9 protein-coding genes are annotated in these 12,591 nt (G+C 59.4%); 5 read left to right on the top strand and 4 right to left on the bottom strand.

From position 1 onward, the window contains the following. Positions 1-28: 28 nt before the first annotated feature. The 3 genes from ABCN01_RS08940 (at position 29) to ABCN01_RS08930 (ending at position 2,990) form a co-directional block, all read left to right on the top strand. Complete coding sequence (locus ABCN01_RS08940) at positions 29-883, top strand: carbohydrate ABC transporter permease (RefSeq protein WP_329739134.1); 855 nt, start codon at positions 29-31, stop codon at positions 881-883. Next, positions 883-1,722 (top strand): carbohydrate ABC transporter permease, encoded by an 840-nt coding sequence (locus tag ABCN01_RS08935; protein ID WP_342996925.1) that lies wholly within the window; start codon positions 883-885, stop codon positions 1,720-1,722. Before ABCN01_RS08940 ends, ABCN01_RS08935 begins: the two co-directional genes overlap by 1 nt. Before the next feature lie 68 nt (positions 1,723-1,790). Continuing rightward, positions 1,791-2,990 carry an ABC transporter ATP-binding protein gene (locus ABCN01_RS08930; RefSeq protein ID WP_342996926.1) on the top strand — a complete coding sequence of 400 codons (1,200 nt, stop codon included), beginning with the start codon at positions 1,791-1,793 and terminating at the stop codon, positions 2,988-2,990. Positions 2,991-3,447: 457 nt separating this feature from the next. Here the strand turns inward: ABCN01_RS08930 and glgP are convergent, their stop codons facing one another. The 3 genes from glgP to galE form a co-directional block, all read right to left on the bottom strand. Next, entirely contained in the window at positions 3,448-5,715 is a 2,268-nt protein-coding gene (glgP, locus tag ABCN01_RS08925) for a glycogen/starch/alpha-glucan family phosphorylase (RefSeq protein WP_342996927.1), read from the bottom strand. Positions 5,716-5,843: 128 nt separating this feature from the next. After that, positions 5,844-7,361: a 4-alpha-glucanotransferase gene (malQ, locus tag ABCN01_RS08920; protein WP_260699337.1), complete on the bottom strand. Its 1,518-nt coding sequence runs from the start codon at positions 7,359-7,361 to the stop codon at positions 5,844-5,846. 208 nt (positions 7,362-7,569) lie between these two features. Continuing rightward, a complete protein-coding gene (galE, locus tag ABCN01_RS08915; protein WP_006235870.1) occupies positions 7,570-8,631 on the bottom strand; it encodes a UDP-glucose 4-epimerase GalE in 1,062 nt (353 codons plus the stop codon). A gap of 266 nt (positions 8,632-8,897) precedes the next feature. Here galE and ABCN01_RS08910 point away from each other — a divergent pair, with 266 nt between their 5' ends. After that, the gene (locus ABCN01_RS08910) at positions 8,898-10,103 is read left to right on the top strand and encodes a coiled-coil domain-containing protein (RefSeq protein WP_215673960.1); all 1,206 of its coding nucleotides are present in this window, start codon (positions 8,898-8,900) and stop codon (positions 10,101-10,103) included. Between the two features lie 222 nt (positions 10,104-10,325). On the opposite strand, the gene murB is transcribed toward ABCN01_RS08910, so the two are convergent. Beyond that, positions 10,326-11,288, bottom strand: coding sequence for a UDP-N-acetylmuramate dehydrogenase (gene murB, locus ABCN01_RS08905; protein ID WP_342996928.1), 963 nt, complete (start codon positions 11,286-11,288; stop codon positions 10,326-10,328). A gap of 183 nt (positions 11,289-11,471) precedes the next feature. Here murB and ABCN01_RS08900 point away from each other — a divergent pair, with 183 nt between their 5' ends. After that, positions 11,472-12,500 carry a LacI family DNA-binding transcriptional regulator gene (locus tag ABCN01_RS08900; protein ID WP_006235873.1) on the top strand — a complete coding sequence of 343 codons (1,029 nt, stop codon included), beginning with the start codon at positions 11,472-11,474 and terminating at the stop codon, positions 12,498-12,500. Positions 12,501-12,591 lie beyond the last annotated feature (91 nt).

Below are 12,591 nucleotides of genomic sequence, written 5' to 3'. Positions count from 1 at the left end.
GCCCCCTGCATATTGAAAGGACCCTTTTATGGGCAAAGCACTCAAGCGCTGGTGGCCGCTCTTTATGCTGCCCACGTGCCTGGCGTTTATGATCGGGTTCGTGATCCCTTTTATCCAGGGCTTCTATCTCTCGTTCTGCCAGTTTATTACCATTAACAACGCGCACTTTGTCGGTATCGCGAACTACGTGCGCGCACTGTCCGATCCGCAGTTTGCCACGTCGTTCTTCTTTACCGTGGCGTTTGCCTTCCTGTCGACGGTGCTCATCAACGTGATCGCCCTGGCAATTGCGCAGGCGCTCACCCGCAAGGCGCTCAAAGGCACCAACATCTTCCGTACGATCTTCTTTATGCCTAACCTGATCGGCGGCATCGTGTTGGGCTACATCTGGCAGATCCTGATCAACTGCCTGCTCTCCAACGTGGGCGCCCAGCTCATTGCCCTTAACTCCGCTGCCGGCTTCTGGGGCCTTATCATCCTGACCCTGTGGCAGCAGGTCGGCTACATGATGATCATCTACATCGCTGGTCTGCAGTCCATTCCGTCCGACTACATCGAGGCCGCCAAGGTCGACGGTGCCACGGCATGGCAGACGTTTTGGAAGGTTAAGATCCCTAACCTGATGCCGACCATCACCATCTGCCTGTTCCTGTCCATCACCAACGGCTTTAAGCTGTTCGACCAGAACCTCGCCCTTACCGGCGGCGCCCCCGCGCACTCCACCGAGATGCTCGCCCTGAACATCTACAACACGTTCTATTCGCGTGCCGGTATCGCATGGCAGGGCATCGGTCAGGCCAAGGCGGTTATCTTCTGCATCCTGGTCGTAGCCATCTCCATGATTCAGCTTAAGGCCACGAGGTCCAAGGAGGTGCAGCAGTAATGAAACGCGATAAGGTTATCAACCGCGCGCTCTCGATTTTCTTTACGATCCTGTCGCTCGCGTGGATCTACCCCGTGTTTATGATTGCGCTCAATTCCTTTAAAAAGGGAACTGCAATCAGCACCACCACGGCGTTCGATCTGCTCACGCCCGAGACGTTCAACGGCCTTGCAAACTACGTGCACGCCCTTAACGAGCAGGGCTTTGCCTCGGCATTTATGTACTCGCTCATCATCACGGTCACGTCGGTCGTGCTGATCTTGGTGTGCTGCTCCATGTGCGCTTGGTACGTGGTTCGCGTCAACAGCAAGATCTCGAACTTCTTCTATTACCTGTTCGTGTTCTCGATGGTCGTACCGTTCCAGATGCTCATGTTCACGCTGTCCAATTTGGCGGACCGCATTGGCTTTAACACGCCGTTCAACATCTGCTTTATCTATCTGGGCTTTGGCGCGGGCCTGGCGGTCTTTATGTTCGCCGGCTTTGTAAAGAACATCCCGCTCGAGATCGAAGAGGCGGCCATGATTGATGGCTGCAACCCGGTCCAGGTGTTCTTTAAAATCGTCCTTCCCATCATGAAGCCCACCTATCTTTCGGTCGGCATTCTCGAGACCATGTGGGTCTGGAACGACTACCTGCTGCCCTACCTCACCCTCGACTCCACCAAGTACAAGACCATTCCTATCTTGATCCAGTACTTCCGCGGCGGCTATGGCCACGTCGAGCTCGGCCCCATGATGGCCTGCATCATGATGGTCGTTATCCCCATCGTCATCATGTACATCCTCTGCCAGAAGTACATCATCGACGGCGTGGTGGCAGGTGCCGTCAAGGGCTGATGCCGTAACTGTTTTGCAAGTTTCTGCGGCGCCCCTCAGCGCGGCGCCGCACATCGAAAGGTAAAGACATGGCCGAGATCGTTCTCAAACATGTTCAGAAGGTGTATCCCAACACCGAGTCCAAAAAGAAGGGCTTCTTTGGCAAAAAGAAGAAGACCGAGGAGAAGAAGCATAACCTTAAGGTTACCGAGGATGGCGTGCTCGCTGTAGAGGACTTCAACCTCACCGTTCACGACCAGGAGTTCGTCGTTCTCGTTGGTCCCTCTGGCTGCGGTAAGTCCACGACGATGCGCATGGTTGCCGGCCTGGAGGACATTACCTCGGGCGATGTGCTCATCGACGGCAAGCGCGTCAACGACGTGGCGCCCAAGGACCGCGACATCGCCATGGTGTTCCAGAGCTACGCCCTGTACCCCAACATGACGGTGTACGAGAACATGGCGTTTACGCTTGAGCTCAAGAAGGTCCCCAAAGACGAGATCGACCGCAAGGTTCGCTCCGCTGCCGAGATCTTGGGTATCACCGAGTACCTCGACCGCAAGCCTAAGGCGCTCTCGGGCGGCCAGCGCCAGCGCGTCGCCATCGGCCGCGCCATCGTGCGTGACCCCAAGGTCTTCCTGATGGACGAGCCGCTGTCCAACCTGGACGCCAAGCTGCGTAACCAGATGCGTGCCGAGCTCATTAAGCTGCGTCACGAGATCAAGGGCACCTTCATCTACGTTACCCACGACCAGACCGAGGCTATGACTCTCGGAGATCGCATCGTGGTCATGAAGGACGGCGTTGTCCAGCAGATCGCCACGCCGCAGGAGGTCTTCAACCATCCCGCGAACATCTTCGTCGCCGGCTTCATCGGCGTGCCGCAGATGAACTTCTTCGATGCCCAGCTGGTGCGCTCGGGCGACGGCTTTACCGTCAAGACCGACGACATGAATGTCGCGCTGGCCCCCGAGACCTGCGCTCAGCTCGCCCTTAATTGGGACGGCGGCGACGTGAAGGAGATTACGGCCGGCGTGCGTCCCGAGCAGATTCTGCTTGCCGACAAGGGCGAGGAGGGCGCGCTCCAGGGTACCGTCGAGGTGACCGAGCTCATGGGCTCGACCGAGCATGTCCACGTGACCGCTCCCGACGGCCAGTTTGTCCTGATTATCCCCGTCGTCGACCTCGAGGCCAAGGGCGCGCTCAAGGCTGGCGACACCATCTGGTTCAAGTTCGAGAAGAACGCGACCCACCTCTTCGATAAGGTCTCTGGCAAGAACCTTATCTAGGCCCGGTGCATCCAGGCCCTCCCTTTGGGCGACTGCGGTATTGCCATCCTTTTGCCGCGGTCACATATAAGGCTCCCCTCCCGTCCACTGGGCGAGAGGGGAGCCTTTCTTTGTGTTGGGATTGTCTGACCGGTCGTTTGTCTCGATCTGTAACGGGTGAGGCTGATTTCGGACGTTAGATGTTACAGATCGAGACGGTTCCGCTGAGCTAACCATTTCATCTAAATCTGTAACACCAAAGGTGAATTTCAGCCGCTAGATGTTACAGATCGAGATAAACCCAAGGGGAGGGGCCGGTATGTCTCAATCTGTAACAGCTGGGACCGTTTTTACCGAGTAGTTGTTATGGATCGAGATTGTTTGGCCGAGTTGGGTCGCAGGGTAACGTGCGGGCACAAAAAACGGAGCCGTGTTGCCACGACTCCGTTTCTCAGGAGGATGGGTAAGGGAAGCGAAATTAGCTCAGGTGCCAAATCTCGTCGTTGTACTGGGAGATCGTGCGGTCAGACGAGAAGGTGCCGGCGTTGGCGATGTTGATCAGCGCCTTGTGCATCCAAGCGTCCTGGTCCTCGTAGTCTGCCAGCACGCGCTCCTTGGTCTGGATGTACTCCTCAATGTCGAGCAGGGCCATAAACCAGTCCTTGCCCTTGATGTCGTCGTGCAGACGCTGCAGGCGCTCGGCGTTGCCGGTCGCCATAAAGGCGGGGTTGGTGATGAAGTCCACCAGCAGCTTGATGCCGGGCTTGCGATAGAGCGCGCCGGCGTCATAGCTGCCGTCGGCGTAGAGCTGCTCGACCTGCTTGGAAGAGGCACCAAAGGTGTAGATGTTCTCGTCGCCCACGAGCTCGGCAATCTCCACGTTGGCGCCGTCGAGTGTGCACAGGGTCAAAGCGCCGTTGAGCATGAACTTCATGTTAGAGGTGCCGCTCGCCTCCTTGGAGGCCAGGCTGATCTGCTCGGAGATGTCGGCAGCGGGAATCACGCGCTCGGCGGCGGTGACGTTGTAGTTCTCGATCATGACGACCTGCAGGTAGGGGGCCACGTTGGGGTCGTTGGCGATCCACTGGGAAAGCGTCAGGATTAGGTGGATGATATCCTGGGCGATGGTATAGGCAGGTGCCGCCTTGCCGCCAAAGATGATAGTGACGGGGTGCTTAGGTCTGTTGCCGTTCTTGATATCGAGGTACTTCCAGATGATGTAGAGCGCGAGCATCTGCTGGCGCTTGTACTCGTGGATGCGCTTGACCTGGACGTCGATGATGGCGTTGGAGGGAATGGTCACGCCCTGCTCGAGCGCCATGAACTGGCGCATGATGGCCTTGGCCTCGACCTTGGTGGCGGCCAGGCGCTCAAGAACGTCCTTGTCGTCGGCGAACTTGGCGAGTTTGCTCAGATCGCCGGTGCTGCGCCAGTCGGTGCCGATCACATCGTCGAGCAGGCTGGCGAGCGCGGGGTTGGCCCCATGGATCCAGCGGCGGAAGGTGATGCCGTTGGTCTTGTTGGAGAACTTATTGGGATAGATCTCGTAGAACGGATGAAGCTCGGTGTCCTCCAGGATCTTGGTGTGGAGGGCGGCTACGCCGTTGATGGAGAAGCCAAAGTGGATGTCCATGTGGGCCATGTGGACGGTGTCGTGCTCGTCGATGATGGCGACGCGCGGGTCATCGTGCTCGGCCTTCGCGATCTCATCGAGCTTGACGATAATGTCGGCGATGGCAGGGGAGACCTTCTGCAGGCTGGCGAGCGGCCACTTCTCGAGCGCCTCGGCAAGAATCGTGTGGTTAGTGTAGGCGACCATGGAGCGTACGATGGTCACGGCCTCGTCAAACTCGATGCCATGCTCGGTGACGAGCAAGCGAATGAGCTCGGGGATGACCATGGTGGGGTGCGTGTCGTTAATTTGGACCACGGCATAGTCGGCCAGATCGTGCAGGTTGCTGCCGCGCTCGACGGCCTCGTCGATCAGGAGCTGGGCGGCGTTGCTCACCATGAAGTACTCCTGATAGATGCGAAGTAGGCGGCCCTGCTCGTCGGAATCATCGGGGTAGAGGAACAAGGTGAGGTTCTTGGCGATCTCGGTCTTGTCGAAGTCGATGGAGCTGCCGGGGACCAGGCCGTCGTCGACGCTCGCCAGGTCGAACAGGCGCAGGCGGTTCTTGGTGGGCTGGCCGTAACCGGGCACATCGATGTTGACGAGCTTGGAGGTAACGGCAAAATCGCCGAACTCGACGGTGTAGGAGCGGTCATCGTCGACTAGGATGTCCTGCTCGCCGAGCCACTCGTCGGGGACGGCCTTCTGCTGGTTGTCGACAAAGCGCTGACGGAACAGACCGTAGTGATAGTTGAGGCCCACGCCATCGCCGGTCAAGCCCAGCGTGGCGATGGAATCCAGGAAGCATGCGGCCAAGCGACCCAGGCCGCCGTTGCCGAGTGACGGTTCGACCTCGAATTCCTCGATCTTGTTGAGGTCGTGGCCTGCGGCGGTGAGCTGGTCCTTAACCTCGTCGTAGATGCCGAGGTCGATCATGTTGTTGATGAGCAGCTTGCCGATCAAAAATTCGGCGGAAATGTAATAGAGCTTTTTCTTGCCGTTGTTGAGCGGGCAGGTGGCGGAGCGCTCCTGCACGAGTTTGACCAGCAGCTTGTAAATGCGACGGTCGTCGAGCTGCTCGAGCGAGGTGCCAAAAGACTGCTCGGCGAGTTCCATGAGGTTAATTTGGGGCATGTTTTCTCCTGTGATGGGTTGTTTCATGTCTGCAATTCATAAGAAGCCCGCGCGAGGGGATTGGGGTGGCCTCGCGCGGGAAAAGCAAGCGCGTCCGCACGGTGGGGAGGGGCCGGGCGCGGTAGCTCCTATTGAGGAAGCTCGATTTCGGCTTCCGACGGGATGCGGAAGTAGGTCTCGGTCCAGTCAGTGAGTTTGTGCTCGAGCTCGCGGGTGATGGCGCCGTCGAGCATGCGCCAGGTCCAGTTGCCGCCCAGCGTGGCAGGGGTGTTGATGCGCGCCTCGTTGCCCAAGTTGAGCAGGTCCTGCATGGTGTAGATGCACGTGTCGCTCACGCTGGCGGCGATGGTGCGATTGAGTGCATCTGCCATGGGTTCGCCGGCCTGCTGATGGGTGTACAGGGCTGCCTGCTCACGCTGACGCGGGGTGGCCGTTCCCTCAAACCAACCGCGCGCCGTCTCGTTGTCGTGGGTGCCCACATAGGCGACGGTGTTGGCGATGTAGTTATGCGGCAGGTAGTACGAGTTGGTACCCTCAAAGGCAAACTGCAGGATTTTCATGCCGGGGAAGCCCGAGTTGTCGCGCATGTCGATGACGCCGGGGGTGAGGAAGCCCAGGTCCTCGGCGATGATGGGCAGCGTGCCGAGCTTTTCCTCGAGCGTCTTGAAGAACTTGAGGCCGGGACCCTGCGTCCACGAACCGTAGGACGAATCGGGCGAGGAGAACGGCACCTCCCAATAGGCCTCGAAGCCGCGGAAGTGATCCAGGCGGATGACGTCGTACATGTCAAGGGCGGCGCGAATGCGGCCCTCCCACCAGGAGAAGCCATCGGACTCCATGGCGTCCCAGTCGTAGATGGGGTTGCCCCAGTACTGGCCGGTGGCCGAGAACTGGTCGGGCGGCGTGCCGGCGACGCTCACGGGATTGCCGGCGGCGTCGATCTTAAAGAGCTCAGGCGTCGCCCACATCTCGACGGAGTCACGCGAGACATAGATGGGCAGGTCGCCGATGATGAGAATGTCGCGCTCGTTGGCATAGGCCTTGAGGCGGCTCCACTGGCGATCGAAGAAGTACTGCGTCATCTGGTGGTAGAGCATACGCGCCGGATGGTCGGCGCAGACCTTGGCGGAAGCCTCGCCGCGGGTGCGGAGCTCCGCGGGCCACTCCCAAAACGCCTTGAGACCGCACTCCTCTTTGACGGTCATGAACTCACAGTAGGGGATGAGCCAGTCCTCGTTGGCCTGGATAAAGTCATCGAAATCGGCCGGCTTGTCGGCGGCAAAGCGCTCGGCGGCGCGGTCGAGAATCTGACGGCGGCCGCCAAAGATGGCACCGTAGTCGACATTGCTGGGGTCGGATCCCAGATACACGCCATCGATATCGCGCTGCTCCAGATACCCTGCCTCGATAAGCTCGGCAAAGTCGATAAAGTTGGGGTTGCCTGCGCGGGCCGAGAACGACTGATAGGGCGAATCGCCATAGCTGGTCGTCGTAAGGGGCAGAATCTGCCAGTAATGTTGTTTGCACGAGGCGAGAAAATCGACGAAGTCGTAGGCATTCCAGCCAAAGCCGCCGATTCCGTATGGTCCGGGCAGAGATGAGACGGGCATGAGGACGCCGCTTGCACGCTCCATGAATGCGCTCACCAACCTTCTTGTTGTGGGGTCGGCCTGCCGATGGGTGTGCAGTCCGCCTCCGATGTTCTGATTCGATACGCCTATTGTAAAACATGTTGTTTAAACATGTACAGGCAAGATAAAAAAGTTGGTCGATTTTCGGCGAATGGTTACATGCCATGAAAAAGCCCCGACCTCACAACGTGAGGTCGGGGCAAGAGCGGTATGTAGGTTTTTGCTACTCGGCGTCGGCGAAGCCGTTGGGGTTGTGGCTCTGCCAGTTCCAGCTATCGCGGCACATGTCCGCGATGTCGTACTGGGCCTTCCAGCCCATCATGCGCTCGGCCTTGGAGGCATCGCACCAGTTGGCAGCGATGTCGCCGGCGCGGCGCTCGCGGATCACGTAGGGCAGCTCCTTGCCACAAGCCTTGGAGAAGGCGGCGACGACCTCGAGTACCGAGGTGCCGGTGCCGGTGCCCAGGTTAAAGATCTCGACGCCGGTCTTGCCGTTCATCCAGTTAAGGGCGGCAACGTGACCAGAGGCCAGATCGCACACGTGGATGTAGTCGCGCACGCCGGTGCCGTCGGGGGTGGGGTAGTCGTTGCCAAAGACCTGAACGGCCTCGAGCTTGCCCACGGCAACCTGGGCGACATAGGGCACCAGGTTGTTGGGGATGCCCTTGGGGTCCTCGCCGATCAGGCCCGACGGATGAGCGCCAATGGGGTTGAAGTAACGGAGCAGCACGACGTCCCACTCGGGGTCGGCGGTGTGGACGTCCATAAGGATCTGCTCGATCATCCACTTGGTCCAACCATAGGGGTTGGTCGCGGGCTTCTTAGGATCCTCCTCGGTGACGGGCGGGTTGTCCGGGTCGCCGTAGACGGTCGAGGAGCTCGAGAAGATGATGGACTTGCAGCCATGGTTGCGCATGACGTCAATCAGCACCAGGGTGTTCTCGATGTTGTTGTGATAGTACTCGACGGGCTTGCTCACCGACTCGCCGACGGCCTTAAAGCCGGCAAAGTGGATGACGCGGTCGATCTGATGGGTATCGAAGATCTTGTTCATCGCATCGCGGTCGAGCACGTTGGCCTCGTAGAAGGTGAGGTTCTTGGCGGCCTCGTCGCCCACGATGGTCTTGACGCGGTCGACGGCGACGGCGCTGGAGTTGGAGAGATCATCGACGATGACGACCTGGTAGCCACCCTCGAGCAGCTGAACGACGGTGTGCGAGCCGATAAAGCCGGCGCCACCGGTAACGAGGACGCAGGTGTCTTTGGGGTCGAGTGCTTTGGACATGTAGTCTCCTATCGAATCAGGAACACTTCTAGAGGGGAGTATAGCGCAGGCAGGGACGCCCAAATCGTGCGCCGTAGGAAAAGCAGAGGATTATGTTAACGTACTCATAAAAGAGCTTGCGTACGCATAACCTGATCTTTGGCATTTGCTTACGAGCCGCCGACCTTGCAGTTTCCTGCCGTTCGTGGAAATCGTTGGGACGCGCCATATGTACGCTAATATGTATGAGTTGAGCGACATATAAATAAGCATGTAACGGAGTACATATGTCACCAAACAGCGATTCCATCCTTTCCCAGGAGCTTTCGCGCCGCACTGCCCTCAAGGCCCTGTTCGGCGCCGCTTCTGCGGCAGTTCTTTTTGGCCTGCCCGCTCGCGCCCATGCGGCGGAGGCTTCCAAAGAAACCACCGATAAACTGAATGCCGCCCAGGCCCAGCTTGACGAGGTTCAGGCCCAGCTCGACAGCATCGCAAATGAGTATGCGGCGCTGGCCAACAAGAATGCCCAGACCCTCAACGACATCGAGAATGTCCAGGGCAAGATTGACGACACGCAGGCCCAGATCGATGAAAAGAAGGCCGAGCTCAAGAAGAAGCGCAACGACCTTTCCGATCGCGTGGCCGCCAGCTACAAGTCCGGCGGCACGAACATCCTGTCGCTGCTGCTGGCCTCTGGCTCGTTTGAGGAACTCGTCGCCAACGCGCATTACGTTGAGAAGATCAACAAGAGCGATCGCGATGCCATCGAGGATATCCAGACGATTCAGGCTGAGCTCGACGCACAGAAGACCGAGCTCGAAGCACAAAAGGCCGACCTGGAGAAACTCAAGGACCAGCAGACGGCTCAGATGCAGGATATGCAGGCCAAGCAGCAAGAAGTCCAGACCGTGCTGAACGGTCTTTCCGATGACGTCAAGGAGCTCATGGCTCAGCGCGATTCCGAGATCCTCGCTGCCGCCCAGGCTGAGGAGGCCGCTAGGAAGGCTGCCGCTGCTGCGGCTGCCGCGAACAAGAACAATTCCTACTCGGGTGGTTCGAGCTCGGGTGGCGGGTCGTATGCGCCGGGAACTCCGCAGCAGAATGCCGGCTCGGGCAAGCAGCAGGCTGTCGTCAACGCGTGCTACTCCACGCCTTCGCCGGGTCAGAACTGGTGCGCGGCGTGGGTCACCAATGTCTTCCGTAACGCCGGCGTTGGCTACTTTGGAGGCAATGCGTGCGACATGTTTAACGCCTGGTGCTATAGCTCCGACCGCTCGGCGCTGCAGGTGGGCATGATCGTGGCCGATTCCTCGCACAGCGGCACGGGTGCTCCGGGCCTTATCTACGGTCATGTGGGTATCTACGTTGGCGGCGGCATCGTTATGAGCAACGAGGGTGCCATTACATCGAAGTCGCTTGATTCGTTTATTAGCTTCTATGGCACTGGCTCTGGCGTGCGTTGGGGCTGGCTCGGCGGTATTGCGCTGTCGTAAAGCCGACTGGGCCGCGTGCCCGCCCGCAATATATTTGATTGCCTGCTCGGGCAGTCCTGCGCAAGACGAAGGCCACATTAAGTGGCCTTCTTTGCGTGCGGAACTCGCGATCAATCAAATATATTGCGGGCGGGCACGCGGCCCTCTCGGGTTCGGGGCGCGACACACCGGACTGGGTTATCTGAATAAATATGGTGAAGGCCCCTTTCGGGGCCTTCTTTTTTAGAGGAATTCGCCGACTCGGTGGACTTCGGGTTCTAGGTCTACGTTGAATTGGTCTTTGACGGTTGCTTGGATGTGGCGGATGAGCTCGTCGACGTCGGCGGCGGTGGCGTGGTCGGCGTTGACGATGAAGCCGCAGTGTTTTTCGCTCACCTGGGCGCCGCCGACGGCATGGCCGCGCAGGCCGGCGTCCATGATGAGTTTGCCGGCAAAATAGCCCTCGGGGCGCTTGAAGGTGGAGCCGGCGCTCGGCATGTCGAGCGGCTGCTTGTCCTCGCGGCGCTGGCGGTAGTCGTCCATGTCGGCCTTGATCATCGCGGCGTTGCCCGGGGCGAGATTGAAAGTGGCCGAAAGCACGATGAAACCGTCGTCGGCAATGCGGCTCTTGCGATAGCCCAGGTTGAGCTCGTCGACATCGAACTCGATGATGTTGCCGCTGCCGCGGGTGCCGTCGTCGAGCTGGCGAGCGGGTTTGTAGACGCGCACGGACTCCAGCACATCGGCCATGCAGGCACCGTAGGCACCGGCGTTCATGTAGCAGGCGCCGCCGACCGATCCGGGGATGCCCGAGATGGGCTCCATGCCGGTGAGGCAGGCCTCGGCTGCCGCGGCTGCGACATCGGAAAGCAGCGCGCCGGCGGCCGCCGTGACATGCGTACCGTCGACCGTGATGTCGGAGAGGCCCTCGCCCAGCGCCACAACGACGCCGCGGATGCCCTTGTCGCCGACGAGCAGGTCGGAGCCGTTGCCCACGATGGTGAGGGGCAGATCGCAGCGATAGCAGGTATCGAGCGTGGCGACGAGGCCCTGCTCGGTATCGGGCGTGACAAAGACGTCGGCCGGGCCGCCGATCTTAAACGTGGTGTGCTCGCGCATGGGCTCGCTCATCAGTACGTTGTCCTCGCCGGCAACGCCAGCGAGCGCGCACAGCAGGTCCTCGTTAAAAAAGTCGTTCTCGTGCATACGAATATCCGCCTTTTGATGGTCGTTGTCATCAATCGATTGCAATATACCCTACCCGGACGGATTTGGTGCGCTGGCGGCGATAAAACAGCCGTCTACCGGATTGGTAAAGTGTTTATCACCGAGGTAGAGGGGTAGTCGCTATACTTTCAAGAGATTGCGCGTAAACCCGGAAGGAGCGAGATGGCCAACAAAGTCACCCTCAAGCAGATCGCCCAGGAGGTGGGGCTTTCCCCCTCGTCGGTCTCGCTTGTGCTCAATAATCGGCCCTGTCGCATCTCGGAAGAAAACCGTAAGCTCATCAAGGAGGTCGCGGCGCGCAACCACTATGTTCCCAACCAGATTGCGCGTAGCCTGGTTATGCGCGAGTCGCGCACCCTGGGCCTTATCGTCCCTAACATCGAGAGCCGCTTTTTTGCCTCGCTCGCCGGCAGCTTGGAAAAGCGCTGCCGTGAGGACGGCTATGCGCTCTTCATTACCAGCTCGGGCGGAAGCGCCGACGACGATCTTGAGCTGCTGCGTCAGCTGGTGACGCGCGGCGTTGATGGCGTCTTCCTGGTGGTGGGTGACGAGTTCTCCGATGACCGCGCCCTGCGCGAAGAAGTCAGCCATCTGCCTATCCCCGCCGTGATGGTCGACCGTGCCATTGAGGGGCTCGAGTGCGACAAGGTGATGTTCGACCACGAGATGGGCGGCTACATGGCCACCCGCTATCTGATCGAGCAAGGCCACCGCCGTATTGCTTGTCTGGTTAACGCACGCCGCTCCAATACGGGTCGCAAACGACTTGCCGGCTATGAGCGCGCACTGCGCGAGGTTGGCTTACCTATCGACGCGCGTTTGGAGTTTGAGAGCGAGTACTACATTCCAAGTGCATACGAGGCCTCGGAGGCGGTGCTCGCAACTGATGCCACCGCCGTGTTCGCAAGCTCGGATAACATTGCCCTCGGTTTGCTCAAGCGCCTGCACGAGATGGGGAAGAGCATCCCGGGCGATATTTCGGTCGTAAGCTATGACAACTCGGCGGCCGACGTTCTCTTTGAGCCGGCGCTGACCGCCATTGAGCAGGATCCTGGTGTCCTTGCGGAGCATGCTTTTGGCTGCATGTCCAAGCGTCTTGCCGGTAGGGGCGGTAGGCGTGCCGAAGAGGTCGTCCTGGAGCCGGCACTTATCGTTAAGGGCAGCGTGCTCGAACTTACCGAATGTAGCTAAGCGTACTTGAATGTAGCTAAGCGTACTTGTTTGTTTGCATAGATTGCATGCGGAGTGTCCGCTATTTGCCGGCGGGGCCGGGGTGCCTGCC

The sequence above is a fragment of the Collinsella aerofaciens genome (genome assembly GCF_039062365.1).
Taxonomy (GTDB): domain Bacteria; phylum Actinomycetota; class Coriobacteriia; order Coriobacteriales; family Coriobacteriaceae; genus Collinsella.
Note: the sequence above shows the minus strand (reverse complement) of the source record. Positions and strands in the feature narration are given on the sequence as shown.

Coding starts and splice junctions, on each gene's coding strand:
- ABCN01_RS08900 (WP_006235873.1), top strand. CDS start 11,472: ATGGCCAACAAAGTCACCCTCAAGCAGATCGCCCAGGAGGTGGGGCTT.
- ABCN01_RS08940 (WP_329739134.1), top strand. CDS start 29: ATGGGCAAAGCACTCAAGCGCTGGTGGCCGCTCTTTATGCTGCCCACG.
- ABCN01_RS08910 (WP_215673960.1), top strand. CDS start 8,898: ATGTCACCAAACAGCGATTCCATCCTTTCCCAGGAGCTTTCGCGCCGC.
- glgP (WP_342996927.1), bottom strand. CDS start 5,715: ATGCCCCAAATTAACCTCATGGAACTCGCCGAGCAGTCTTTTGGCACC.
- ABCN01_RS08935 (WP_342996925.1), top strand. CDS start 883: ATGAAACGCGATAAGGTTATCAACCGCGCGCTCTCGATTTTCTTTACG.
- ABCN01_RS08930 (WP_342996926.1), top strand. CDS start 1,791: ATGGCCGAGATCGTTCTCAAACATGTTCAGAAGGTGTATCCCAACACC.
- murB (WP_342996928.1), bottom strand. CDS start 11,288: ATGCACGAGAACGACTTTTTTAACGAGGACCTGCTGTGCGCGCTCGCT.
- galE (WP_006235870.1), bottom strand. CDS start 8,631: ATGTCCAAAGCACTCGACCCCAAAGACACCTGCGTCCTCGTTACCGGT.